We start from the raw sequence: 26,240 nt of genomic DNA on the forward strand, positions 1-26,240 counted from the left end.
CTTATCGCTTTAATGGCAAGGTCACTATGAAGGTCGTTCCTTGGTTTGCTTTGCTGATAAACGTAATATCACCGTTCAAAACCTCCACGCATTTTTTGACAATGGATAGGCCAAGACCAGAACCTTCAATGATCCCAACGTTTTTTGCTCTAAAGAAACGGTCGAATAGCTGACTATGTTCACTTTCTGGAATACCAATTCCCTGATCTTTTACTTCTGCCTTCAAAAACTCCTCGTCCTGCCAAACTGTAAACTCCACAGTTTTACCCTCTTTAGAGTATTTGATGGCATTGGAAAGTAAATTCTCAAAAATTTGATACAATAAATCCGGATCGGAAGTGATTGTTTTGGGTAATTTATTAAAACTCGTGATTAGCTTTACATCTTGCTCTGCTCCTGCTTTTACTACATCTACAACCTCGTTTAGCATAGCTGCCAAAAACATCTTTTGAGGCTTATAATCAATTTTATTGGCATCTGCTTTACCAAAAAACAACACAGATGTCAACAAACTATTTAAATTTCTAACTGAGTTCTCAATTTTATCCGCATGCTTAGCGATTTTTGCTTTAAAAGGATGATCCTTTTCCGCATACTTTTGCAATAATTGCGCAGAACTTAATATAGATGTAAGAGGTGTTTTGAATCCATGGGAAACATTCAATACGATACGGGATTTTAACTCACCTATTTCTCGCTCTTTTTCCAAGGCACGGGTCAATTCTTTGTTGGCCTCTGCAAGATCTTTCGTTCGTTGACGGACTTTTTCTTCGAGTTCGTTATTTAACTTTTGAAGTTCTTTTTCTTTTCGATCTTTAAAAATAGCCAATTCAATCACCATATTCAACTCCCTGATATTGAATGGCTTGATCACATAGGCGGATGGATTGGTACCTACAACTTTATTAAGAGTTTCTGCATCCGAACTTGCACTCAAGTAAACTACTGGTATATCGTACTTGTCGTTGATGATTTCAGTGGTACGAATGCCATCCAATTCTCCCGCAAGATTAATATCCATCATAACGATATCTGCCTGATTCGTCTCCAAAATATCCAACGCATATTCGCCTGTCTCAGATATAGCGATTATTTGGTGGTTATTTTTTTCCAAGGCCTTTTTGAGGAGCAAAGCAGACACATGATCGTCTTCAACAATTAGAATTTTTAAAGGAAACATAGCGTTGTTAGAATTGAGATGTGCAAATTACGAGTTTTGATGGTATTAAAAAACACTAGTTTTTATCCAAAGGAAGGAACACCAACACCATCGTTCCAACCCCTTTTTTACTTTGCAGGTCAATACTCCCACCCATCAAGGCAATCAAACTGTGGGTAATAGCTAGGCCAAGACCCGAACCTTCAAATTGACGGATATAACCATCACTCTCCTGCTCAAAGGGTTGAAATAAGCGAGACTTAAATTCCTCACTCATCCCTATACCTTGGTCCTCAACTTTGATCAATAAATTCCCCGCTTGCTTGCTCACTTTTACTGAGACCAAACCTTGCTCCGAATACTTAATAGCATTGCCTACCAGATTATTAATGATCATTTCTACATAGCGCTGATCAATTTTACCCACCAAAGGTTGCTGCTCGTATTTTGCCGTCAACAACAATCCCTTCTTCATCGCTAGTGCTTTGAGAGGAAGCAAGATTTTGGCTACAAAATCATTGATATTAGTCTCTTTGTAAGTGAGATCCATTTTGTTGGCCTCTATTTTAGAAAGATCCAAGATGCTGTTGATCGTATGAAGCAAACGCTCTCCGGATTCCAAAATAATTTCTAATTGATCAACCAAATCCTTTTCCTCCGCTCTTTCTAGCATGATATGCTCCGCTGTCCCTAAAATACCATTCAATGGTGTCCTGATTTCATGGCTCATGTTAGAAAGAAAGCTCGTTTTCAACCTGCTGTCTTCTTCAGCTTTTTCCTTTGCTGCTTGAAGTCGCAACTCTTGTTGCCGCTGTTTTGTGATATCTGTAAATACGGAGAGAAAAACTTTTTTCCCATTAAAATCAGATTTTAATTCTGTTGAAAAATAATCAATCACCTTCATCCCTGTAAAGAATGGCATATTCATCTCTAAACTAAAAGTTGTGGAATTTTGACGAATGATTAACTCTTCGATGTACTTGCGTTGCTTTTCATAATAAGAGGAGTCGGAGAAAATATCCCATAAATACGCTTCCTCCAATACTTTTTCTGAAATACCAACCATCTTTTCCAAGGCAGGATTTGCAGCTATTATTTTTCCTTCTTCTGTTGTCAAGGACAATCCATCTTTAGAACTCATCCAAACATTCTTAAACTGATCTTCAGTAACAGAGGCTTCTAAAATTTTCTCATCAATTGCCTTTTTAAGGACTCCTTTTTCTTTAAACTGGGTTAATAAAGTACTCACCAGGTAGCCGATAAAAAAGAAAACCACCAATACCATCAAAATGAACCACAAGCGAAGGTAAACTGGTTTAAGGACCACAAATTCTTGAGAAGATACAATACCTGTTTCTGTTATATTTCCCAAACTGATCTTCATATGAAAACGATAAGTTCCTGGGGGGAGATTGCTGAACGTAATCGCATTTGTCCGAGGATTGGTGACTTGTATCCAATCTTCATGAAAACCTTCAAGGTAGTAATGCACAACGTAATCCAAACTCTGCAAAAATGAAGGCGCCATGTAAGCTACTTCAATAAAATTATTGGAAGATGAAATTTTGCGAAGATCCAAATCTTCTTCATCTGAGTTTAACATCGCTAATGAGGTGATTTCTAAGAAAGGCTTAGGAACTTCCAGATTTTCCTCTGTTGGATAAAATATAGATAACCCCTTATGCGTACCGATAAGCATTTGCCCACTAGGAGTTCTTGCTAAAGCACCACGATTGATTTCTGATCCTACCAAACCACTCCGTTCACTATAGTTTTTGATGGTAGATTCATCAATTACAAACATCCCCTTATCAGTTCCTGCCCAAACTCTCCCTTTCAGATCTTTCTTTAATGCGTATACTGGCCTGAGTATCCTTTGGCCATACAGGTTAAAATCATTAAGGCCTTTTTCATTATATATTTTAAGGCCTTTTTCAGTACCAATAAGAATTGCACTATCCAATTCCATATAATCAAACCCTACTACAAAAAGCTTACTAGAGGTCGAAGATATAGAGTCATTTGTATAGACATTTCCTCCTAACAACACCATCAATCTACCGTCGTCCAAGGGACCGATTTTTCGAATGTAAAACTCCTTCAAACCACTGTATTTCCTCCAATCGTCTGAAATATCCCTGCTAAACAACCTTTCCCCTTCGTCCCAAACCGAGGCTACATACAGCCTATTTTTGGCACTGATATAAACAGAGTCCTTAATTGGAAATACGCCGATAACTTCTTCTTTTTCAAGGGTATTAAAAAACTGAAACTTTCTGGTTTTCGGGTAATATTTGCCCACTCCTTGTTGATTAGATGAAATCCACACTTGCCCAACTTTATCAGCTACTATATTGGTGATCCGGTTTTTTGGTTGACTTATTAGCTCTGGAAAATACTGAAGCGTCTGTACTTGATTATTTTCCCAAACTTGTAGACCGTTATTAAAACCTAAAAGATAGCGATTTTCATCCAGTACATGAATGGCAGTAATTTCATCGTCTAAAAACTCTTTTTTGTTGTAATTGACAAACATTAGCGAAAAAACATTTACTAGTCCACGCGTAGATGCTAACCAGATAATATCTTCCCGATCTACCAAAGCATCCGTCAAGCTATACGATCGTAAGCTTTGCATAGTCTCGACTTTTAATACTCTATCAAGACTAGGGTCATACTGCATGAGGGAGGAGTTGAAGAAATAATAAACTTTTCCCTTGTGAATTTGCATAAAGGAGAAATCTACGTGAGTATACTTCGGTTCCTCAAAACCTTCCACCAATATTTTTTCCAAGCGGGTACTCGAGCTCCCACTGGCCAAAAAATTCCTCCCCAAGAAAAAATAAGTATCTTTCTCTTTAGCGATGTGAAAAACACCTTCTTCTCCAAAGGGATTATCCAAGGAGATAAACTGAGGTTGATTATTTTGAATTGAAATGACCGATTTATCGAAGAGCAACCATTGATCATCACTATCCTCCCAATGAGAAGCAAAAAAACCAACTTCTTCAAAGGATAGCTCAAATGATCCCCATTTAGATCCTAACCTGTCTAACAGGTAAAGTTTCTGATCGTCCATGAGTACCACTTTCTTCTTTTCCTTCGAGCCAAAGACAACCATCCGTTTATACAAGGATGCCACTTGATCTACGACACCTTCAGGCAATTCTAATTCATTCCAATTGCGTTGATCATAGAAAAAGATTTTAGTGGATTTTGTTCGATTAAATATCCAAATCCAGCCATCCTTATCGAGGAACATACCCACATCATTACTCAGCTGGGTTTGTATTTCACTCGGGATGGGGTAACTCGAGAAGCCATCAGAGTAAAATACACCCATAGCAGTATTAAACCACATTCTTCCTTTAGAGTCTTGCAAAAGACCGTTGATGGTTTCGGATGGTAAATCCACCCCTCGAATCTGTTGATTGAAGGTGAACGATTGACTTTGGATTTGAAAGCTCCAAAAGAGTGTACAAACAAGAAGGAAAATAAACCGCATGATGACTTGGAATCCCGTCTAAATTAGAAAAAGTTATGGGAAGTGAAAATTATATGGATAATGTTTATCATTTCTTTTTGCAGTAGGCTGTATTCTTTTAATTTTGTGACAAACTAAAAATTAACCGTAGATGAGTGTTTTAGTCAACAAGAATTCAAAAGTGATCGTGCAAGGCTTTACCGGTTCGGAAGGTTCCTTTCACGCACAGCAAATGATAGAATATGGCACCAATGTAGTAGGTGGCGTGACTCCGGGCAAAGGTGGTACCACCCATTTGGAAAAACCGGTGTTTAATTCTGTAGAAGAGGCTGTCCAAAAAACAGGAGCAGATACATCCATCATTTTTGTTCCTCCCGCATTTGCGGCAGACGCTATTATGGAAGCTGCCGAAGCAGGCATTAAAGTTATCATTGCTATCACCGAAGGAATTCCTGTGGCTGATATGATGAAAGCTAAGCCCTACATTAAAGAAAAAGGTGCTACTTTGATTGGACCTAACTGTCCAGGTGTCATTACTCCAGGGGAGGCAAAAGTGGGTATCATGCCCGGTTTTGTTTTCAAGCAAGGCAGAGTTGGTATCGTATCTAAGTCTGGAACCTTAACCTATGAAGCTGCTGACCAAATCGCCAAGGCTGGTTTGGGTGTTTCCACTGCTATCGGAATCGGAGGAGACCCTATCATTGGAACCTCTACCAAAGATGCTGTACAATTGTTGATGGAAGATCCTGAGACAGATGCTATCGTCATGATCGGTGAGATCGGCGGTAACTATGAAGCAGAAGCTGCGAAATGGATCCGTGAAAACGGCAACAAAAAGCCAGTAGTTGGTTTTATAGCAGGCCAAACAGCACCTCCAGGACGTAGAATGGGCCATGCCGGTGCCATCATCGGTGGCGCAGACGATACCGCAGCTGCAAAAATGCGTATCATGGCAGAAAATGGAATCCATGTTGCTGAATCACCTGCCGAAATCGGAGCTGTTATGGCTAAGGTTTTAGGCGTAGAGGCTTAACCAAATAGCAACTAATACTTGGAAATCCCCAAGATTTAGAAATAGTAGACCCGAAGCCTAGCTTCGGGTTTTTTTATGTATTGCAAAAGAAACCGAAAAATTTTTTAAATTGATTGACTTTCCACATTCTGAAAACTCAATACCTAATTTAATAAAAACCGCTTCATTTTTCAGGCAAATCAAAATCCGAAAAAATATGCCTTCTACTACTTGTATCATTTATTCCTCTGTCGATGGACAAACCAAGAAAATCTGCGACCGTATACGGATAATTTTAGAAGATTTGGGTGAATCAGTCGTCATGACATCGGCAACAAACTTGAATCAACCTCAAACAATCCTTCATCAGGCAGATAAAATCATCTTAGCTTCAAGTATTCGGTATGGAAAGCATAGCAAGCAAATCACAACCCTCATCGAGAGTTACCATGGAGTGTTAAACTCCAAGATATCTGCTTTTATTTCAGTTAATTTAGTGGCACGCAAAAAAGAAAAAAGTAGTTTCGATACCAATCCCTATGTCATCAAGTTTCTCCAATCCATACCTTGGAAACCTACGAAAACAGCTGTTTTTGCAGGCAAATTAAATTATCCAAGTTACAAATTTTGGGACCGCTTTCTTATTCGGTTAATCATGAAGCTCACAAAGGGTCCAACTGACCCAAATACTGTTATTGAATATACCGATTGGTCAGCAGTAGAGAACTTTGCGAAAAAATGGTATCAGCCGTAAATAAGTAGTTATTTTTAAGAGTATAGTTTGTGTTTTTTCACACTTTTTATATCTTAGCTTAAAGGATCATTCTTCATTTAAGGCTCATGCGAACTTTTTACACAGAACACGGAAAAATAGTCTTTACAACGGACAAAATTCTGATTGAGGACAATGCCAAAAAGGAAAAAACATACCAAATACTTGCTGCTTCATGCGGCATAATTGTAGGCTTTTCACAAATTTTTAATTCTTTTGGTAGTGATGGCTGGTTTTCTCTTGGAGTAGCAATATGTTTAATAAATGGGGCTATAATTATTGCTTACTTATTTCGCTCTAGTGATTCTGAAATTCCATTCTCAGAAATAAAGTCTATACGAGTTAAAAACAGGCTTGGAAATTTATTTTTGGATATCAAACTCAAAAATAAAAAATCCAGACAAGTTCGGGGGAGCTTTACTAGAGAACCCTTAGAAATATACATTGCTGAAGTATTTCCAACATAAAAGCCTTTCTCCCGACCTAGAAACAGTCAAAAGAAAGGCCTTATTAATTTTTTATCACTTATTAATACGCTCGAACCACTTTGCCCTCCATATAATTTACAAAAGCACGATTGACCACTCGCATTCCACCTGAGGTTGGAAAATCGCCCGTAAAATACCAATCACCTAAGTGATCTGGAATACATTTATTTAGGCTTTCTACAGTTTGATACAAGACTTTTACTTCAGCACGAATTTCAGAAGTAGTGATGATTTCGGCAACTTTATCAGAAATCTCCTGATCCGTGAATGATTCGTAGATTTCTTTAACAAAATTTTGGTTGGTATTATGTTGTGAAGCACATTTATCATATACCAGCTCCATCAAATCCTCCATATCTCGCTCTTTTAACAAAGCCACAGCTGCTCTGAAAGCAATGAAGTCTTTCATTTTGGACATGTCAATGCCATAGCAATCTGGATACCTGATCTGCGGTGCAGAAGAAACAATCACAATTCGCTTGGGATTCAACTTATCTAAGGTCGTCAAGATGCTTTTTTCCAAAGTTGTACCCCTTACAATGGAGTCATCGATTACCACCAAGGTATCAATTCCAGCTCTCACTACTTCATAAGTAGTGTCATACACATTGGCAACCATAGCATCCCGATCGGAGTCATTGGTGATAAAGGTTCGCAATTTAACATCCTTGCTGACCAATTTCTCTACGCGGGGACGGAAGTTCAGAAGTTCTTCCAAATCTTCCAAATGAGGTTTTCCATCGAGTAGAATCTCTTTCCGCTTGGCGGCTAGATAATCCTCCAACCCCTCAATCATCCCTAGAAATGCGGTCTCTGCGGTATTGGGGATATAGGAAAACACTGTATTCTTCAGATCAAAGTCAATCGCTTTCAATACTTGAGGAATCAAAGCCTTACCGAGCAGCTTTCGCTCCCTGTAAATATCTGGGTCAGTCCCTCTAGAAAAATAGATTCTCTCAAAACTACAGGATTTACGCTCACGTGCAGGCAAAATCTCATGTTCTCCAAAAGAACCATCCTTATTGATTACCAAAGCATGCCCTGGTTGTATTTCTTTGATTTCGTTGTAAGCTACATTGAATGCGGATTTAATTGCCGGCTTTTCAGAAGCTACCACTACAAATTCATCATCCGCAAAATAATAGGCTGGACGAATACCCGAAGGATCCCGTACCACAAAACTACTTCCATTTCCGATCAAACCTGCCATCGCATAACCTCCATCAAAATCTCTGCAAGATCTACGCAGAATCCTGGCTACATCTAATTCGTTTTCGATGACGTGTGTCAGCTGCTCGTTAGAATACTCGTGTTTGTATTTATCAAAAATTCGTTGATTCTCTTCATCCAAAAAGTGTCCGATTTTTTCCATGACAGTCACGGTGTCTGTCTTTTCTTTTGGGTGCTGCCCAAGTTCGACCAATTTCCCAAAAAGCTCTTCCACATTGGTCATGTTGAAATTTCCGGCCATCACCAGATTCCTGCTTCTCCAGTTATTCTGTTTTAAGAAAGGATGGCAAGTTTCAATACTGTTTTCACCGTGGGTCCCGTATCTTAAATGACCCAACCAAACCTCTCCAGTAAAAGCAACATTTTCCTTCATCCACTGGGCATCTAAGACACCTTTTTCTCCTGCTTGCTTTTTAGCTTTTTTGTATTTCTTTTGAATTTTTTCAAAAATATCGTTTACAGCTTGGGGTTCTATCGATCGGTAACGACTGATATATCTGGTTCCTGGAGAAGTATTGATTTTGATATTGGCGACGCCTGCCCCATCTTGTCCTCTATTGATTTGCTTTTGCATCAATACATAGAGTTTATTGGGAATAAACAGCGGAGAGCCGTATTTATCTAGGTAGTATTGAGGGTCCTTCCTCAACCGAATCATGGCTATACCACACTCATGCTTGATTTGATCACTCATTGTATTTGGGCGAAATATCCTGAAGTGGCAAAGGTAGCTCTTTTTTAGAAGTTTAGAGAACCTTTAAAAAATTGATTTCGCTTTTATTCTGTTAGCAAGCAAAAAACTTTTGAAATCCAACTCCATAGTACTAACCAACTTATTGAGTCTTTAATACTTTTACATCCAAAAAAGGCAACCATTCCTCTGCATTTCTGCCAGCATAGTCTGCTAAGTAAAAACTCAAGGTAGGTTTGAATGGCTGTGAACGTAATTTTAACCCTGCCTGCTCAGGAGATTTATCGCCTTTGTATACATTGCAGCGGTTACAAGCGGTAATCAAATTTGTCCAATTAGTTTTTCCTCCCTTGGACTTGGGAACAATATGATCTATTGTGAGATTTTTCGAAGATCCACAATATTGGCATTCATTACTATCACGTTTAAATAAGTTATTCCGATTCAATAGAACGCTCTTGAAAGGGATGTTCTTATACTCGTTTAAGCGGATGACAGCTGGGTATTTAAATTCTTGTGTGACTGTCCGAATACTTAAATGTTCGAAATGACTCAATGTAGTTACTTTATCTAAAAAAGAAAGTACAAGCGCTTTTTGCACCGTGACTACACCTACGGGACTATGGTCTAAGTTTAACACCAATACTCGTTTTTCCATCATGCACTAATATAAAATCTTTGATTGGAAAAACCTGTTGTTCAGAAGGAATGTTTTAAAACTTCATTCTTTCTAACTCCCGCTTGGTATCTTTAGCTTTGATACTTTCCCGCTTATCATGGATCTTTTTCCCCCTTGCAAGTGCAATCTCTACCTTGGCTAAGCCTTGATCATTGATGAAAATCCGAATGGGCACAATGGACAAGCCTTTTTCAGAAAACTTTCCTTCCATTTTTTCCAATTCCTGTTTATTAAGCAGCAACTTCCGCTCTCTCACCGCATCATGATTATAACTAGCTGCCATGGAATATGGGGCAATGTGCATTTGTTTAATGAACAACTCTCCCCTTCTAAAATAACAATACGCTTCAGTCAAGGATACTTTCCCCTCTCGGATGGACTTTATCTCTGTCCCCTTCAATTGAATCCCAGCGACATATTTATCAATAAACTCAAACTCAAAGCTCGCTTTCTTATTCTTGATATTGATGATTTTTTCAAATCTATTTTTCTTTGTTGTCATTGCTTTTGATCAAATTAAATTCCTTGGGTTGAAACCTAGCCCTATTGATTTTTTTATTTCTCGTCACAGGGTTGAACCCCTCTACTTTAGATTTTGTGCTTGGGTTATAACCCAAAACATTTTCTTTTTTCTATCGATACTCTGAGTTAAAACTCAGACTCTTGTTTTTTGATTCTTCACCATCGGGTTGAAACCTTGGACTAACGATTTCATAGCTGGGTTTAAACCTAGATGACATTTAAATTTCCTAATTTTTTCTCCAAATGAGTGGACAGACATAAGGATAAAGATGAAAATGTGAGTTCAGAGTAAACAAGTCTAATCTGTCGCTCCTGTTCGCCGCAGGAAAGTCTAATCTCTCACTTCTTTTTTGGCCCTTGGCTCTTTTTTCTTACTTCTTGTCTCTGATGTCTTGTATCTAATTTTGTCTGTTTTCGCTTCTCGACTCTCACTTCTATCAAATCTTCATCCTCGCTTCAGGCACCACATCCAACCCCACAAACTCTCCTTTCTTATATTTAAAATGTGCTGCCATAGCAATCATGCCTGCATTATCTGTGCAATATTCAAACTTTGGCACGTAAACATTCCAATGATACTTTTTTGCAAATACATTCAGCTCATTTCTTAATCCACTATTAGCCGAGACACCACCTGCTATGGCGATTTCTTTGATTTTATAGCGTACAGCTGCCTTTTTTAGCTTTTGCATCAACATCTTTATCAACGTGTATTGCACAGATGCACAAATATCGGCTAAATTTTGCTCGATAAAAGCTGGATTATCTTTGACTTGGTCTCTTAGGAAGTATAGGACGGCAGTTTTGATTCCTGAAAAAGAGAAATTTAATTCAGGCATATCTGATATTGGAAAAGAATACGCTTTGGGATTTCCAACTTTTGCATAGCGATCTATCAAAGGACCTCCAGGATATGGCAAGCCCAGCAACTTGGCAGTCTTATCAAAGGCCTCTCCTACCGCATCATCTGTAGTTTCTCCGATGACTTCCATCTTTAAGTAATCTTGAACGAGTACTAGCTGGGTATGTCCTCCACTAACGGTAAGACAAATAAATGGGAATGTTGGCTTGGGATCCTCAATAAAATGAGCCAAAATATGCGCTTGCATATGATTGACTTCAATCAGTGGAATATCCAATGCGAAGGCCATTGCTTTGGCAAAGGAAACACCGACCATCAATGACCCCATTAATCCTGGGCCACGGGTAAATGCGACTGCTGATAATTCTTCCTTGGGAATACCAGAAGATTGAATTGCTTCGTGTATAACGGGAATCAAGTGCTGTTGATGGGCTCTTGAAGCAAGTTCCGGTACTACACCCCCATATTTTTCATGGACAGATTGCGTTGCGATTATATTATTAAGTACTTTGCCATCAGAAATAATTGCGGCAGACGTTTCATCACAGGATGACTCGATGGCGAGTATATTTATTTTCATTTGAGATTAACCCTTGGAAAAGAAGCCGAAAGTTACGGAATTTTTATGGAAAGCCTTGAGGCTACTCACAAGGCTAACAGTCTTTCTTGTTTTACTGTTCGTATTATTGGCCGCCTTGCTTCAAGTACCCGCTGTTCAAACACGGATTTCCAAAACCCTTACAAATTATTTAAGTGAAAATACAGGCTTCAAAACCAGCATAGACCGTGTGAAAATACGGTGGTGGGATGCCATCAGTTTGGAAGAAGTGCGGATACTGGACCATCATGACAGTTTGATGATTGATTTGCGGGAGGTCTATATTGACTTTTCTGTTAAAGGTCTTCTGGACCGAAAAAATCCAGCCGTAGACCAAATCAAAATGCAGGAAGGCAATGTGCGCCTACTGTTCCACCCTCAAGAGTCCTATCTCAACATCGTAGAATTCGTAGCACGCATCAACGATCTTTTCCCTGGAGCACCCAGAGAGCCGGGGCAGGAACCAATTCGGTTTAGTATTGATAACATCAATTTTAAACAAACATCTGTTGACATCCTTAATTATGGCGCTTCGCCTGTAAGCTATGGATTTGATTACAATAACTTAACCTTCAGAAACCTAACCGCAGATGCTGATGCATTTTACAGTAAGGGACCTGAGATCGGTTTCCAATTAAATTACCTGCGGGGTTTGGAGGCAAACTCTGGATTGGAATTTCAACAGCTGCGAACAATTTTCACCTATACCCCTACCTATATGGAGTTTGATCACTTGTATCTACGCTCCAATCAAACGGAAATTAAAGAATACCTGCTTTTTAGTTACGAATCTCTGGATGATCTATCCAAGTTTACTCAAAAAGTAAAACTTACAGCTCGGTTAGATGAGAGTATTCTTCACTTACCGGATCTCAAGATCTTCGCACCAACATTGCCAGAGATAGACGACAAAATCACCTTAAGCGGGGAAATCAGTGGCACCATCGAAAAACTCTTTTCCGAACAATTACTCATTCGTTTTGGTCAACGCAGTGCACTTTTTGGGAAATTTGACATAGATGGACTTCCTAATTTAGACCAGACATTTTTTAAAATGTCATTGGTAAACTCTGTGCTTAATAGCAGTGATTTAGCACCCTACATCAGCAAAGAGAACCAAAACGAACTGGATAAATTCAAAGACATTCGATTTGACACTGATTTCTCAGGGTATCTGGACTTTTTTACAGCAAATGGTAATTTCCGTACAGCCATTGGGACATTAATCGGTAGGTTGAATTACAGGACAATCAATAATGAACCAACATATAATGGTAGAATAGAGTTACGGAACTTGGATATGGGTATCCTACTAGAAGATCGGGATCGATTTCAACGTGTAAACCTTACTGGTAACATCAAAGGGCGAGGACTTACACTGGCCAGTGCTATTTTGGAAATCGACGCCAACATTAAGAATGCTGGAGTCAATGGTTATACTTATCAAAACATTCAAACAGCAGCCACTTATGGGCGTGACTTATTTAAAGGTAACCTTGAAGTAAATGATCCCAATTTAAAAGCCTCATTTGATGGAATCTTAGACCTTCGACAACAGAAGGATTCTATACAATTACTTGTAAAAATCGATACTGCATTTTTGAAGGAATTGAATTTCTTGGAAAAGGACTCTTTCTTAAGTGGTGAGATCGAAATGGACACCAAAGGCATTACTTTGGATGATATCGAGGGAATTGCTCGCTTCAAAAATATCAATTTAAGTTACGAAGATCGAAACCTTTACATCGACAATTTCTTCTTTCAATCTTTATTTACAGAAAATGCCCGCCTAATTTCCCTCAACTCTGACTTATTGGTGGCAAGTATCAATGGTGATTTTAAAGTCGAACAACTCATAACAGATGTACAAGATCTAAGCTCGGAGTATTGGGCCATTTTGAGCAATTCTACAGATAAGTTTGTTTTTCGAGAGAAAAAAGAGATTGAACCCTATAATATCGACATCAACCTCAATTTTATTGACATCAATCCAATCATCAATTTGATTGAGCCTCAAGTATCTATTTCTAAAAACACACTTATCGAAGGAGCCTTTTATCAAACTCCTGATAACACCATCCTAAACTTCTTTTCAAGCGTAGATACAATCTATTACAAAGAAAACCTTTTCTTCAATAATAATCTCGATTTCAACACATCCAAATTAGTCAACTCTTCCGATGTATTGGCATCTTTTTATGTGTATTCCAAAACCCAAAAATTACGCTCAGGTTTGACCTTTGATAATTTGGCCATAGAGGCCCTTTGGGATGAAAACAATGTAGATCTTTCTTACAGCCAAGATCAACTTCAATCAGGTAGTTACATTCGTGTAGAAAACGAAATCACAATTTTCCCAGACCACACAGAAATCATCTTTGCTCCATCTGAATTTAAGATCTTGGATAAAATATGGCGGTTTGACAGTGATAACCAGATTTTTTTAACGGCTGACAATATTTTGATTGATAACTTAAAACTATTCAACCAAAGTCAATTCATTTCCTTGGCTGGACAAATTTCCGCCACCAACCCTGATGCGGTCCTTGGTTTAGATATCAATCAATTAAATCTGGACTTTTTCAACACCCTCAGTACCAAGGAATTTCAGGGAGTAGCAAACGGACAATTTGCACTCAGTAATTTTTATCAATCCTTACTAGTAGTGGGAGAACTTCGGGTGCAAGAACTATTGATCAACAATTTTTTGGTTGGAGACATTTTTGCATCCACTTACAGTTCAGAGACCAACATCAACCTAGAAATAGAAAATATCCGTAACGGTCAAAAGGTAGTGGAAGTCAAGGGGTACCTTGGAAGCGACGAACAAAACCTTGGATTGAATGCGCGACTGAATAATGCAAACTTATCGGTTTTGGAGCCGTTTTTGTCTGATTATATCACTCAAATTGATGGCACTGTCACAGGAGACTTTAGCATTGAAGGTTCTATCAATTTCCCAGTAATCATAGGTTCAGGCAGAGTCAATGAAGGAAAATTGTTAATAAATTACCTCAATACATACTACACAGTTGATGGAAATCTCCTTTCGGACTTGAATGATATCAGTTTTCGAGAGCTTACCATTCAAGATGTTAATGGCAATCGAGCCAGAATGCGAGGTGGCATTTCACACGATTACTTCTCAGACTTTATCTTAGACATTCGCTCCACTTTAGAAAACTTTCAGGTGCTAAATACCACTGTCCGCGATAATGATCTTTTTTATGGAACGGCCTATGCCTCGGGAACATTAGAGATTTTTGGAGCAGCCAATAACTTGGATATCGTAGCGAAAGCGACCTCTCAACCAAATACTAGGATATTCATCCCCTTCGGATCCTCATCCGTGCAAGCACAAGAAGATTTCATTAACATCATCAATGTACGAGATTCAAGCAATGTGGGATCGACTGAAGAGTCCATTGAAAAGCTGGCAATCAACAATGTTCGAATGAACTTTGTCTTAGACCTTACACCGGATGCCTATGCCGAAATATCCATTGACCCTCGCACAGGCGAAAGCATACAGGGTAGAGGTCGTGGAGTACTTACGTTGAACATTGATACGCAGGGAAATTTTTCGATGAACGGAAACTATGAAATCACAGAAGCGAAGTACAATTTTTCTTTATACAACATCATCAACAAAGAGTTTGTCGTGCAACCTGGTGGAAGAATATCTTGGTTTGGAGATCCATTTGAAGGAAATATGGACATCAAAGCCTATTACCAAGAATCGGTATCTTTACAAAATCTCCAAAATAACCCCAATGCTACCATTGATGATCCTCAAATGCGCAGAAGATGGCCTCTTCGAGTGCTGATGGATCTGCAAGGAAATCTACTTTCCCCAGCCATCACTTTCAATTTTGATTTCTCGCAATTCCCTTCGGAAGGAAACCTTCAGACCTACATTTCAGCGTTTCAAAACAGAATTGCCAACGATGAACAAGAAAAAAACAGACAAGTATTTTCCGTCATCATGATGCGGTCACTTTCTCCCGAAGGACAATTTTCGGGAGTATCGAACATTGCTACCTCTAACCTCAGCCAACTACTTTCTTCTCAATTGAATTCATTCATAGCGCAAGTAGATCAAAACCTAGAGGTAGATATTGACTTGGCTAATTTAGATCAAAGCGCACTTGAAACGTTTCAATTGCGGGTAGCTTATACATTTTTGGATGGACGCTTGCGGGTGACAAGGGACGGGGGATTTACAGATTTGCAGGGAAATGCTGATCTTAACAGTATCGCGGGAGATTGGCAAGCAGAATATCTGTTGACAGAGGATGGTCGCTACCGTATGCGTATCTATAACCGAAATAACTTCAATACCTTTACATCTCTTTCTTTGGCCAGAAATGTCGCAACGTATGGGGTTTCGATTTCACAGAACTTATCATTCGACTCCTTTTCAGAATTCATTCAAAGAATCAAAACACGAAGAAAGCCCTTGGATTTAAAAAATGATTCCGATGATTTTCTCAGGGAAGAGTATGGAGATCAATGGCAAGAAATACCCCTTGAGAATCTGGAAGAAAACTTCCAAAAGTCTCAAAAAAATAATCCATCCGTCCCGGTATTCCTTCGAAAAGAAGAGGATCGTTAAAACATTTTTGAAGCCTATCCTATTCTATATAAAAAATAGACCACATGGAAAAAGTAAGTATATTTTGGTTTAGAAGAGACCTTAGATTGGATGACAATCGAGGACTTTATCATGCCTACACGCAGGAGAAAAATGTCCTGCCATTATTTATTTTTGATAGAGAAATCTTGGATGATTTAGATGATCGAGAGGACGCAAGGGTGAGTTTCATACATCACCAAATCACACGCCTATCCAACGAATTAGCTGCTTTTGGGAGCTCTATGGTAGTGAAATACGGGAAGCCGATAGAGGTTTATGAGGAGCTACTGAACACCTATGACATTGTCAATGTGTACACCAATCGGGACTATGAGCCTTATGCGGTATCGAGAGATTTAGAAATCCAAAAACTTTTGAGCAGCAAAAATATACAGTTTCTAGATTTCAAAGATCAAGTGATATTTGAAAGAGATGAAATCGTCAATGGAAGTGGTGGCTTTTACAAAGTATTTACCCCATATAGCAAGGTTTGGTTAGAGAAATTCAATAAATCCACCATTCAATTGGTCTCCTTAAACTCAACAAAAAACACCTTTTTCCAGACCAATGCTTTGCCAGTTCCAAGTTTGGAGGATATGGGTTTCAAGCCAAGCTCGATTCAAATTCCACCACTGGAAATCAATACCGCTTTAATTCAAAAGTACGATCAGGTAAGAAATTTTCCTGCTATCAAAGGAACCTCACGACTGGGGATCCACATACGGTTCGGCACCATTTCTGTTAGAAAATTAGCTTTGGAAGTTCAAAAGCTCAATGCTACCTATCTGAATGAGTTGATCTGGAGAGAATTTTACATGATGATTTTATATCATAATCCTCAAGTGGTGGACAAAGCATTCAAACCTCAATACGATGAAATACCTTGGAGAAATGATGAAGACAATTTTCAAAAGTGGTGTGATGGCAAAACTGGATACCCTATCGTTGATGCAGGAATGCGGGAATTAAATGCTACTGGCTTTATGCATAACCGTGTTCGGATGATCGTAGCGAGTTTTCTTACCAAACATTTATTGATTGATTGGAGATGGGGAGAAGCATACTTTGCAAAAAAACTCTTAGATTTCGAACTCTCCTCCAATAATGGGGGCTGGCAGTGGGCAGCTGGAACAGGTACAGATGCACAACCCTACTTCCGAGTATTCAATCCAGAATCCCAAACGGAGAAGTTTGATAAAGAATTGAAATATATCAAAAAGTGGGTGCCTGAATACGGAACCCCAGCATACCCGAAGCCCATAGTAGACCATAAGTTTGCAAGGGAAAGAGCAATCAGTACATACAAGGAAGCGTTGAATACATGAACATAGGTGATAGAGTACGTTTACTCCACGGCAATGAAGAAGGAGTGATTACTAAAATCTCAGGATCAAAAGTAGAGATTGAAATAGAGGACGGTTTCAGAATCCCTGCTATGAAAAATGAGGTAGTGGTAGTCTCACCGTCCGAAAGGATGATTTTCGGAGAAAAAGAATCAGAAATTCCAGTAATTGGGTCAGAAAAACAAAGCAGTATCAGCAGTAAGGATATCGGAGTTTTTCTAAGCTATATCCCCTTGAACGATCAAGCACATGCCGTCTACCTTTCAAACAACAGTTCTAAAAGTTACATGGTAATCGTGTCGGAGGTTTTTGGAACTAACTCCCAGACCATTATTGCAGACAGCTTGCTCCCATCAAAGTCCCAAAAAATATCAGAGAAAAACATCCGTGACTTTGAGGAATGGCCACACCTAATGATCCAACTGGTGCAAATCAATAAAAAAATTGATAAAACAGAGCCTATCGTATCCAAAACGTATAAGTTTAAAGCAAGTGCATTCTTTAAAAGTAAAGGAATTGCACCGATATTGAATAAAACAGGCTATGTATTTAACATAACAGCAAGTGCAAAACCGTTGGATATTACTGCTCTCAATCAAGAACTTCAAAGCATACAACCGAAAGTAGTCCCATCTTTTCCAAAACCACCAAAAGAAGTAGATTTACACATTGAAAAATTGACTAAAGATCATAGTTTGATGAGTAACTCAGAGATGTTGAAACTTCAAATGGAGGTTTTTGAAAAAAACCTGAATTACGCTATTGCAGCTGCTATGGATGAGATTTCATTTATCCATGGTATCGGAAACGGAATCCTTCGAAAAGAAATTCACCGATATTTGAGTCAATTGCCAAATATTAAGTATTTTAAGGACACGCAAAAAAGCCCATTTGGCTTTGGTGCAACCTTAGTAAGAATCTCATAACCCATGCAAGGTAAACTTTCCCCCTTATTTCAGACTTTTCACCAGCAATTTCACGAAGGAAAATCTATTTTCAATGCACTGAGCAAACAATTCAGAGGCAAAAAGGCCGTAGAACTGGAGCAAAAGCTCATTTTTCTTGAAATTTACATAGACCTATTGGCTAAAATACATTTCAAAGAAGACCAACTGAAATTTAAAGTTTTTTCTCCATTCAAGGATATTTTTAAAGGTCTTAAGAAAGTCAAACATATACGGATCATCCTCGGGCAGTTAGCATTGTATAAGACAGACAATACCCCCACCTTTAATTCCTATGAGCGTTTTCTTTTACTTGAAAAAAACAAACTCTACACGCAAGTCTACGATCTTATTGTCGGAGCTCCTTTAAAAATTTGGGAAGACTTATATGAAGAAGCTTTCAACTACAGTCATGGCATCAAACCTTTATCCATAAATACCGCGACTACTCAAATTATTGAAGAGGAGTTAGAGTTTTTCAATTTAGAAAACAAAGACAAGCTGACATCCAAAGGGATCAAAGATATTTATGAAGGAGTGAGAGTGATTACTGCTTTAGAGAATTTGCGCATTGAAATTGGTTTCAATGCCGTCTTTGTACCTGCAGTTCATGAGTACCTTACCTCCTTCCAAAGAGACTTGTTGGAATGGTACGAAAACCATTTGCTCATGCAGCACATCATCAGCTATTTATCAGAACAAGAGCATGTCTCAAAAAAATACTTGGAACTTCTAGCCGGATTGAAGGAAAATAAAAAAACCTACACCCTTCGAGTTGAAAAGGAATGTAGGTTTCTCTTTGACAAAATCATTCAATAAACTTAAGAAAGCTTCGCAAGTGCTTGTCTGAGGTCTTCTTTCAAGTCATCAGCATCTTCAATTCCTACGCTTAAGCGAATGAGGGAATCAGTCAAACCAACTTTTTCTCGTTCTTCTTTGGGTATAGAGCCATGGGTCATGGAAGCTGGGTGTCCCGATAGTGACTCTACACCTCCCAAAGATTCTGCCAAGGCAAAATAATGTAAGTTCTCAAGGACTATCTTAGCGTCCTCGATACGGTTTCCTTTGATGATAAAAGAAATCATTCCTCCAAAATCTCTCATTTGGGATTTGGCTACTGTATGATTGGGATGATCTTCGAAACCTGGCCAAAATACCTTTTCAACCATAGGGTGTGTGCGTAAAAAAGCTGCTATAGTCTTCCCATTTTGGCAATGTCGTTCCATCCTGATATGCAACGTTTTGATCCCTCTGAGTACCAAAAAACAATCTTGTGGTCCTGGAATAGCACCGCATGCATTTTGGATAAAAGCTAGCTTTTCAGCCAATGCATCATCATTGACGATGATAGCTCCCATCACCACATCAGAATGTCCAGCCAAATACTTCGTCACCGAATGCATGACAATATCAGCACCTAAGTCTAATGGATTTTGTAGGAAAGGAGTAGCAAAAGTATTATCCACAGCTAAAAGTACTCCATGCTTTTTAGCGATCGAAGCAATTTTAGCGACATCCACAATATTCATCATGGGATTGGTCGGGGTTTCTGCCCAAATCAATTTCGTGTTTTCGTTGATATATGCCTCCATAGATTCCGGATTATCCATAGAGACAAAGTGGAATTTTATTCCATAGCGCTGAAAAACTTTGGTAAAGATCCGATAAGAGCCCCCATACAAATCACTGGTAGAAATGACTTCATCACCAGGATTCAGAAGTTTGATAATCGCATCAATAGCCCCCAATCCAGAAGAAAAACATAAGCCATATTTTCCATTTTCCAAAGCAGCCAGATTATTTTGAAGGGCTGTGCGGGTTGGATTGTGAGTACGAGAATACTCATAACCCTGATGATCGCCCAGTGAACGCTGTACATAGGTAGATGTTTGGAAAATGGGAGTCATAATGGCCCCAGTACTTGGATCCGGCTCTACACCAGCATGGATAGTTTTTGTTCCGAATTTCATAAATCAACTTAGAAAGTTTATGGGCTTACTTCTGTTTTTTTTCTTTTCTTGCAGCTCGGGAGATCAAAGATGACAAAAATGACAGGCATTATCAAGGAATTTAAAACTGGGATTCAGAAGAATTTATTTTTGGGTTTGGCTGTCTTATGGGTAAGTGTAATGCCTAGCATTGGAACATTGACAGCGACTCCAGTGATGCTAACTCATGTGGATTTCATCCGTCAGTTTCCTTGGAGTAGTCCACTTTCTATGTTGACTACTTGCTTGATTTTAGTATGTGTGATGGGTATTGCCTTGCTCCCTACTACTATGGTGGCTGTATTTTCAGGTTTTTTATTTGGTTGGCAAATGTTTCCTTGGTTGATCCTTTCCTATGCATCCGCCTCTTTAATCGGGTACGCTTGGGGTAAATTTGTAACAAAAGATGGCTTGAATTTTCTCATCAATCGCTATCCAAAAGTATCTGTCCTCCTCGAGTCTCATGCTCAAAATCTCCCTCAATTGATCTTCTTCATTCGGATTAGCCCCGTGATCCCCTTTGCTTTATCCAATCTCTTGTTTGCTTTTCTCAAAACAGGTTGGAAAAAGCTTTTGGTATGGGGAACATTGGGTATGTTCCCTAGAACCTTGTTGGCTTTTTATACCGGCACTCTAGCAAATGACCTATATGATGCGCTATATGAAGAAGATTCCCTCTCTAAATGGCTGCTATTTTTAGTTTTTTTGGGCATCAGCACCTTTGGAATTTGGAAGATTTTTACCTCTCGCAAACAAAAACAAAGCAATTCATCTCAGGTGTGAAAATTTCATTTCTACCTAACGCAAGAGATACATTTTCCCATACCCCTGTCTAAAGGCTTTATCTCCCGCTGTATTTCTCAACTCTACAAATGCCCCATTCTTACGAACCAAAACACGGTAAATGTACACACCATTTGCTAGTTGATCTCCAAACTCATCTCTCCCATCCCAAGCATACTCCGTAATATTGTTTCCAATTCGAATGGCTCCTAATTCATCCTGTAAAATCTCCCGAACCACCCGGCCTGTTACGGTCATGATTTGAATTTTTATCTGGTCAGGGACCTCATTACCCGTGACGGTAAACACAAAGCGTACACTTGTACTAAAAGGATTGGGATATGGGTAAAAGTTTGAAATAGTTGCCTCATTGATGACCTCAAAGTTGATTTCGTAAGGCTTTTCTACTCCAAGATCATCTGTTACTACACGCAGGGTATAAATTCCATCTTCCAAAGGTCCAGGACGCATCTCTATTCTAAAACCCGAGTTTTCGGTAGCTTCTGTCCAGAATACACGAGGATCAGAAAAATTAATCCTCCCAAATTGACATCCTTCACATTGCTTTCTCAAAAACAATTCAATACCAACAGTATCACGTTTGAGCAGCAGGCTGGTTTCATTTTTCAGCAAGGTAGTGATCATTACTGTTGGAGAAACAATATCTCCATCCATAATATACACCCCATCGAAACTTACATCCAAAATGGCAGTCGTATTATCAGGGATTACCGTGATATAATTGCCCAAATCAATCAAATTGTTTCTGAAGGTCTGCTCCATCAGGATACGTGGATTGGCAAATACTTCAATTTCATTTTCGCCTCCTCTCCCAATCGAATTAAACGGGATTGCAAACTCTATGCGCTCACCTGCTGCTAAGGCAGGGAATTTTCTGCTGAAATTCTGGACTGTGCGCTGAGTGTTGTTGGTAATCTTCCAGTCCACCTGAATGGAGTCTAGAAAGTCATACTTTGAGATATTGATAAACTCAAAATTCAAGGAAGTTTCTAAACCTTCTTGAAGTGTCAATTGCTCATCTCTGTTCTTGAAAATCAACACACCTTCGGGTACGCCTGTGTAATTTACCTGCCATTTATTCAGCTGAGCGGGAGCTGTCGAAGCTGGATCATCCATGGAATAGCGCAACCTGAGGAATGGATACAAGGATGGATTAATACCAGTCAAGTCTGCCAAGCTTTCATTGACATTAGTTAATAGTACTTGCTCTTCACCAGAAGGCCTGACACCAATCACATCAAAATGCGCAAAATCATTATTAAACCATTCCCTTTTATTGACGCGATTAAAGAAGAGCTTCCAATCCGAAGCAGGGCCAATTCTAGGTGTGATGATAGAGCCTGACGTGATGTATCCTTTTACAGAGGTTTCAAATTCGATAATTTGTTCATTGGTCTCCAATTCGATACCTCTTTGGGCGACGATTTCTACAGCCTCCCCTGTTCTCATTCCTTTCTGTCCATAAAGAATATATGGATCGCCATTTTTTAGATTTCTTAAAACCGCTTCATTTGCCCCCACCTGACGCAAGCTTTGAAAGGCTGCATCGGGCCACTGTTCGTAGTTCACATTTCCTACTGAGAAGATTACCACAAAATCCCCCTCTCTTAGGCCATTGATATAATCAATTAAAAATGTCTGACCGGGATTACTTATCTGAGCATTGCGGATACTTTGTATTACCTGAGGCACCCTGCCACAACTTCTACCATCCAGGATATCAAAACCAGGTACAGGAATTACTAAGTAGGGCGTCAATGATTTTTGCTCAAATGCTACTAATCCCAAAGAACCATCTGGACATAGACGGGAATTGGCATTATTTATATTATCCAAAATGTACGGCACCCCATCCAAATAAAATTGGGTGTTACGAAATGTCAATGAATCAGCCTGATTACCAAAGGTAAACACCCCTATATCCAAGGTATTGGTTTGGTAATCCCATCTGCGTTGGTTGGAATCAAAAGCAATATTATCTAATATATTGGTCTGTATTTCGGCAACTTCCCGTTGTGTCCACCCTTCGGGACCATTACGAATAAAGGAGAAACTACTACTGGTCCAATCTTCACTTTCGCCTTCTTGAGGTTGTAAAAATCGGCTCCTCCAATAGAAAGTAACTGAATCTCTTGCTTGAATATTTTGAAATAAATCCAATTTCCACTGCAAGATATTAGAGGTAGTAATTCTATTTTCTCTTCGTGAAGAGCTGTTGAAATTTGGTGATGTATCTATCTGTACCACTACTGTACGTTGCTCAATTGATTTCCCTGGAATTTGGGCAATCAATTCAACTTCCCGTTCATTTACAATTCCAAAGGCACTTGGCAACAGATGAATTGTGCCACTTAAAGGAATGAATCTAGTTACGGTCACCGAATTATTCATGAAAGTCATTTCAGGAATGACTCGATCCGTATTGATTTCGATGGTGAAATTATTCTCTCCAAAAGCTGCAAGCCCTGTATTTGGTACGGCAAAACTGATCGTATCTTTTCGAAAAACCCCTGCTACTTTCTTTAAAGGATAGGAAATATCCGTGCCATCCGGCAATCTTCTGGAGACTTTGAAGTTTACTGAGTCAGTGTTTACAATACCGAGATTTCGGAGCACAAACTTTAACTCCAAAGAATCTGATAAAGCATTGAAGACATCACCTTCAAACGCCCCTAAAAAGACTTCAGACTCCTGCACAGCGTAATCCGCTTTGTTTGCTGGAAACATGCGCACGGCCGGATCCCCCAACATCACCAACTGCTCTCCGTGGGAGCGGTTCACAGCAGAGGTGCCAAATTGTCTGTAAAATAAGCGTTCTGTTTCACGCTTGACTACACCTATAGGGCGATGAATCATTGTAGAATCTGCAAATGCTTTGGTATAAAAAGCTTCTGAATATCTTCGGAGGAAAACATCCACTCCCAAACTGGCATGTGCCAAGAAATTGGAAGCTCCCTTTTGTGGAGTCACAATCCAATCTTCCCCAAAAGTGTAAGCATTGCCAAAAGCATTCCCTGCATCACATCCATTTAGAAGTAAAATAGGATACTTTCCTTGATTTTTATAACCAATTGTTGGGTCTGATGCAAACCCGATTTCAATATCAATCACGGTAGGTGCTCCATGCCCAAAAAAAGTAATTAAGTTAACTCCTTTGTTGACATCCCCAGATATATCTATAAGCTCAATGGTAGAATTAGATCGTTTCCGGTAGGTTGTTACATTTCCGCCCAAGAATTTGCCTTGAGCTATATCTTTGAACCCATTGAGGAAATTAAAAAAACGTTGAAGTTCAAAAGCACTGATTCCTCCACTTAAGTGTACAATTTCTTTCAACCACTCCGCTTGATGGCCCAAAGCATCTTTTTCTTTAATCTTGTCTAGGTAATCCGCTACCTGTTGGGAATTCCTAACAGGTAATCGTCCAATAGCAACTTCCCCCACGTAAGGATCTTCTGGATTCAATCCCATGGAGAAATTATTATCCGCATAAGGGTAACCTGCCGGCGGAATCATATCCTGAAAATTGAAAATGGACGGACGCTGCCTATAAAAAAAGTTGGTATTGCCTTCTCTGGCAGTTGCGAAAATCCCTACAGAGCGCCCTACTAAGAGTAGATGTTCGGGTTTATGAATAGGATAATATTCCTGAAGGAATTTATAGATGGCCAAAGGGGTTTTCTCTCCAAATGTAAACTGGTCATATAGCTCATCAATGTTGACAATCAGTGTATCATAACTACCGCCAGCTGGGGAAGCTCTATGGGCTGCATATGCCACCACTGGATCCGCATAGGTTCGGGTAGGTCTTCTTAAAGAACGATGGGTAAGCAAAATGAAGTCTGCACTTCTAGATAAGAAGTCCCGGAACCTTGTAGGAACCATCGATCCAACTGGAATAATTTCCAGGTTGTTTTGCAGCAAGATTTTGCTTGAACTATTACTAGATTGCGCTTGAAAACGCATCAACTGCCCCTCCTTGACAATAGCAACACGCTCAGGATTTAAGGGATCTGTCACATCATAGGCTTGATAATTACCGAGGATTTGGGGAAACTCTATAGCTGAAACCCCGGGTTCTGTAATCACAAATTGTTTGTCCCGTTCTCCTCCTACGACAGTTTTGGGATAGGTTAGCCTAAGGTATGCTATGGATACATTGTCTACCCCTTGAGGACCTTGGCTAGCAATCTGAACTCTCAAAACCCCATTGCGATCAAAGTCGCCTGCATTAATTTCTATACTCCGATGAATCGCTTGAAAGTCTGCGTATTCAAATCTGCCCACCTGTCTAAGATTCCCTAAGGTGGGACCTACGCTAATGACTGAGACATGAGGTGTGTCGGACCTTCCCGTTAGACCTATTTCTAAAACTGCTCTTCCATTTTCTGGTATCGGACCCAGATCAGTTAAATTCAAGTTTAATGGTACTGTTCGGGTAATCGGAGGGCTCATCCAACCCTGGCCTTCCTCAAATTCGGCTATACGCACACCTGGATTGTAAACTCTACCTAAGTTGTACTGAGCAGCAAAAACCTCGAAATACTCATCTTGATAAGTCTGAAGAGTAGGTGCAGTAGGTGCAGGTGCTGCCCGTTGAGCCATTCTACGACCATTGACTCCTGGTGTTACTGCTAGGTAAAAGGCAGTCGTATCATTGTGCGTATTGTATGCTATATTGCCTACATGGCTAGGGTCTTTATATAATTTAGCATCTAGAGTCCCATCATTTCTTCTTCCAAAAAAGTCAATGTAATCATTGGCATCAAAAGACCCGTCCTGTGCACCTTCCACATGAATCGCCACTTCCTCTCCTCTGAAGTACATGCGGATATGGTTGGGATTGATGATAGACGGATTAATTCCTGCTGATGCTAAGGCAGCAAAGTTGATTCTATGGATTCCATCTTGAGAGGTTGGAATTTTATAGTATGTTTTGGAAAAATCAATCCAATCACTTTGTCCAAATGCAACCTGCATCAAGACCAAATTCAACAAAAACCCTATCAAGTATGCTTTATTCATTTG

16 protein-coding genes are annotated in these 26,240 nt (G+C 39.4%); 8 read left to right on the forward strand and 8 right to left on the reverse strand.

The genetic code is table 11. The features are described from left to right. Nucleotide 1: 1 nt before the first annotated feature. The gene (locus IPZ59_RS19820) at nucleotides 2-1,180 is read right to left on the reverse strand and encodes a hybrid sensor histidine kinase/response regulator (RefSeq protein WP_236137764.1); all 1,179 of its coding nucleotides are present in this window, start codon (nucleotides 1,178-1,180) and stop codon (nucleotides 2-4) included. A 55-nt stretch (nucleotides 1,181-1,235) separates the two neighbouring features. After that, entirely contained in the window at nucleotides 1,236-4,664 is a 3,429-nt protein-coding gene (locus IPZ59_RS19825) for an ATP-binding protein (protein ID WP_236137765.1), read from the reverse strand. 130 nt (nucleotides 4,665-4,794) lie between these two features. Here IPZ59_RS19825 and sucD point away from each other — a divergent pair, with 130 nt between their 5' ends. The 3 genes from sucD (at nucleotide 4,795) to IPZ59_RS19840 (ending at nucleotide 6,894) form a co-directional block, all read left to right on the forward strand. Further along, nucleotides 4,795-5,676 carry a succinate--CoA ligase subunit alpha gene (gene sucD / locus IPZ59_RS19830; protein ID WP_236137766.1) on the forward strand — a complete coding sequence of 294 codons (882 nt, stop codon included), beginning with the start codon at nucleotides 4,795-4,797 and terminating at the stop codon, nucleotides 5,674-5,676. Nucleotides 5,677-5,872: 196 nt separating this feature from the next. After that, nucleotides 5,873-6,409 carry a menaquinone-dependent protoporphyrinogen IX dehydrogenase gene (gene hemG / locus IPZ59_RS19835; RefSeq protein WP_236137767.1) on the forward strand — a complete coding sequence of 179 codons (537 nt, stop codon included), beginning with the start codon at nucleotides 5,873-5,875 and terminating at the stop codon, nucleotides 6,407-6,409. Between the two features lie 86 nt (nucleotides 6,410-6,495). Continuing rightward, nucleotides 6,496-6,894, forward strand: coding sequence for a hypothetical protein (locus IPZ59_RS19840; RefSeq protein ID WP_236137768.1), 399 nt, complete (start codon nucleotides 6,496-6,498; stop codon nucleotides 6,892-6,894). A 61-nt stretch (nucleotides 6,895-6,955) separates the two neighbouring features. On the opposite strand, the gene IPZ59_RS19845 is transcribed toward IPZ59_RS19840, so the two are convergent. From IPZ59_RS19845 to tsaD, 4 genes are all read right to left on the reverse strand, one after another. Continuing rightward, nucleotides 6,956-8,839, reverse strand: coding sequence for an amidophosphoribosyltransferase (locus IPZ59_RS19845; protein ID WP_236137769.1), 1,884 nt, complete (start codon nucleotides 8,837-8,839; stop codon nucleotides 6,956-6,958). A gap of 139 nt (nucleotides 8,840-8,978) precedes the next feature. After that, nucleotides 8,979-9,494 carry an HNH endonuclease gene (locus IPZ59_RS19850; RefSeq protein ID WP_236139842.1) on the reverse strand — a complete coding sequence of 172 codons (516 nt, stop codon included), beginning with the start codon at nucleotides 9,492-9,494 and terminating at the stop codon, nucleotides 8,979-8,981. A 55-nt stretch (nucleotides 9,495-9,549) separates the two neighbouring features. Then, nucleotides 9,550-10,017, reverse strand: a complete 468-nt coding sequence (smpB, locus tag IPZ59_RS19855; RefSeq protein ID WP_236137770.1) for an SsrA-binding protein — start codon at nucleotides 10,015-10,017, stop codon at nucleotides 9,550-9,552. Nucleotides 10,018-10,474: 457 nt separating this feature from the next. After that, nucleotides 10,475-11,479, reverse strand: a complete 1,005-nt coding sequence (tsaD, locus tag IPZ59_RS19860) for a tRNA (adenosine(37)-N6)-threonylcarbamoyltransferase complex transferase subunit TsaD (protein WP_236137771.1) — start codon at nucleotides 11,477-11,479, stop codon at nucleotides 10,475-10,477. A gap of 13 nt (nucleotides 11,480-11,492) precedes the next feature. On the opposite strand from tsaD, the gene IPZ59_RS19865 reads away from it, so the two are divergent. From IPZ59_RS19865 to IPZ59_RS19880, 4 genes are read left to right on the forward strand one after another with little or no spacing between them, the layout of a single operon-like run. Then, entirely contained in the window at nucleotides 11,493-16,112 is a 4,620-nt protein-coding gene (locus IPZ59_RS19865) for a translocation/assembly module TamB domain-containing protein (RefSeq protein WP_236137772.1), read from the forward strand. Between the two features lie 44 nt (nucleotides 16,113-16,156). Then, the gene (locus IPZ59_RS19870) at nucleotides 16,157-17,458 is read left to right on the forward strand and encodes a cryptochrome/photolyase family protein (RefSeq protein ID WP_236137773.1); all 1,302 of its coding nucleotides are present in this window, start codon (nucleotides 16,157-16,159) and stop codon (nucleotides 17,456-17,458) included. Continuing rightward, nucleotides 17,455-18,402, forward strand: a complete 948-nt coding sequence (locus IPZ59_RS19875; RefSeq protein WP_236137774.1) for a Smr/MutS family protein — start codon at nucleotides 17,455-17,457, stop codon at nucleotides 18,400-18,402. Before IPZ59_RS19870 ends, IPZ59_RS19875 begins: the two co-directional genes overlap by 4 nt. Nucleotides 18,403-18,405: 3 nt before the next feature. Beyond that, a complete protein-coding gene (locus IPZ59_RS19880) occupies nucleotides 18,406-19,239 on the forward strand; it encodes a hypothetical protein (RefSeq protein ID WP_236137775.1) in 834 nt (277 codons plus the stop codon). Between the two features lie 2 nt (nucleotides 19,240-19,241). On the opposite strand, the gene IPZ59_RS19885 is transcribed toward IPZ59_RS19880, so the two are convergent. Further along, nucleotides 19,242-20,390 carry a trans-sulfuration enzyme family protein gene (locus tag IPZ59_RS19885; RefSeq protein WP_236137776.1) on the reverse strand — a complete coding sequence of 383 codons (1,149 nt, stop codon included), beginning with the start codon at nucleotides 20,388-20,390 and terminating at the stop codon, nucleotides 19,242-19,244. Between the two features lie 69 nt (nucleotides 20,391-20,459). On the opposite strand from IPZ59_RS19885, the gene IPZ59_RS19890 reads away from it, so the two are divergent. Next, complete coding sequence (locus IPZ59_RS19890; protein ID WP_236137777.1) at nucleotides 20,460-21,191, forward strand: TVP38/TMEM64 family protein; 732 nt, start codon at nucleotides 20,460-20,462, stop codon at nucleotides 21,189-21,191. Between the two features lie 15 nt (nucleotides 21,192-21,206). On the opposite strand, the gene porU2 is transcribed toward IPZ59_RS19890, so the two are convergent. After that, entirely contained in the window at nucleotides 21,207-26,237 is a 5,031-nt protein-coding gene (gene porU2 / locus IPZ59_RS19895) for a putative type IX secretion system sortase PorU2 (RefSeq protein WP_236137778.1), read from the reverse strand. Nucleotides 26,238-26,240: the final 3 nt, after the last annotated feature.

The organism is Mongoliitalea daihaiensis (assembly GCF_021596945.1).
GTDB classification, from domain to species: Bacteria; Bacteroidota; Bacteroidia; order Cytophagales; family Cyclobacteriaceae; genus Mongoliitalea; species Mongoliitalea daihaiensis.

Coding starts and splice junctions, on each gene's coding strand:
- IPZ59_RS19845 (WP_236137769.1), bottom strand. CDS start 8,839: ATGAGTGATCAAATCAAGCATGAGTGTGGTATAGCCATGATTCGGTTG.
- sucD (WP_236137766.1), top strand. CDS start 4,795: ATGAGTGTTTTAGTCAACAAGAATTCAAAAGTGATCGTGCAAGGCTTT.
- smpB (WP_236137770.1), bottom strand. CDS start 10,017: ATGACAACAAAGAAAAATAGATTTGAAAAAATCATCAATATCAAGAAT.
- IPZ59_RS19825 (WP_236137765.1), bottom strand. CDS start 4,664: ATGCGGTTTATTTTCCTTCTTGTTTGTACACTCTTTTGGAGCTTTCAA.
- IPZ59_RS19820 (WP_236137764.1), bottom strand. CDS start 1,180: ATGTTTCCTTTAAAAATTCTAATTGTTGAAGACGATCATGTGTCTGCT.
- IPZ59_RS19875 (WP_236137774.1), top strand. CDS start 17,455: ATGAACATAGGTGATAGAGTACGTTTACTCCACGGCAATGAAGAAGGA.
- IPZ59_RS19890 (WP_236137777.1), top strand. CDS start 20,460: ATGACAAAAATGACAGGCATTATCAAGGAATTTAAAACTGGGATTCAG.
- IPZ59_RS19880 (WP_236137775.1), top strand. CDS start 18,406: ATGCAAGGTAAACTTTCCCCCTTATTTCAGACTTTTCACCAGCAATTT.
- IPZ59_RS19870 (WP_236137773.1), top strand. CDS start 16,157: ATGGAAAAAGTAAGTATATTTTGGTTTAGAAGAGACCTTAGATTGGAT.
- IPZ59_RS19850 (WP_236139842.1), bottom strand. CDS start 9,494: ATGGAAAAACGAGTATTGGTGTTAAACTTAGACCATAGTCCCGTAGGT.
- porU2 (WP_236137778.1), bottom strand. CDS start 26,237: ATGAATAAAGCATACTTGATAGGGTTTTTGTTGAATTTGGTCTTGATG.
- hemG (WP_236137767.1), top strand. CDS start 5,873: ATGCCTTCTACTACTTGTATCATTTATTCCTCTGTCGATGGACAAACC.
- tsaD (WP_236137771.1), bottom strand. CDS start 11,479: ATGAAAATAAATATACTCGCCATCGAGTCATCCTGTGATGAAACGTCT.
- IPZ59_RS19885 (WP_236137776.1), bottom strand. CDS start 20,390: ATGAAATTCGGAACAAAAACTATCCATGCTGGTGTAGAGCCGGATCCA.
- IPZ59_RS19840 (WP_236137768.1), top strand. CDS start 6,496: ATGCGAACTTTTTACACAGAACACGGAAAAATAGTCTTTACAACGGAC.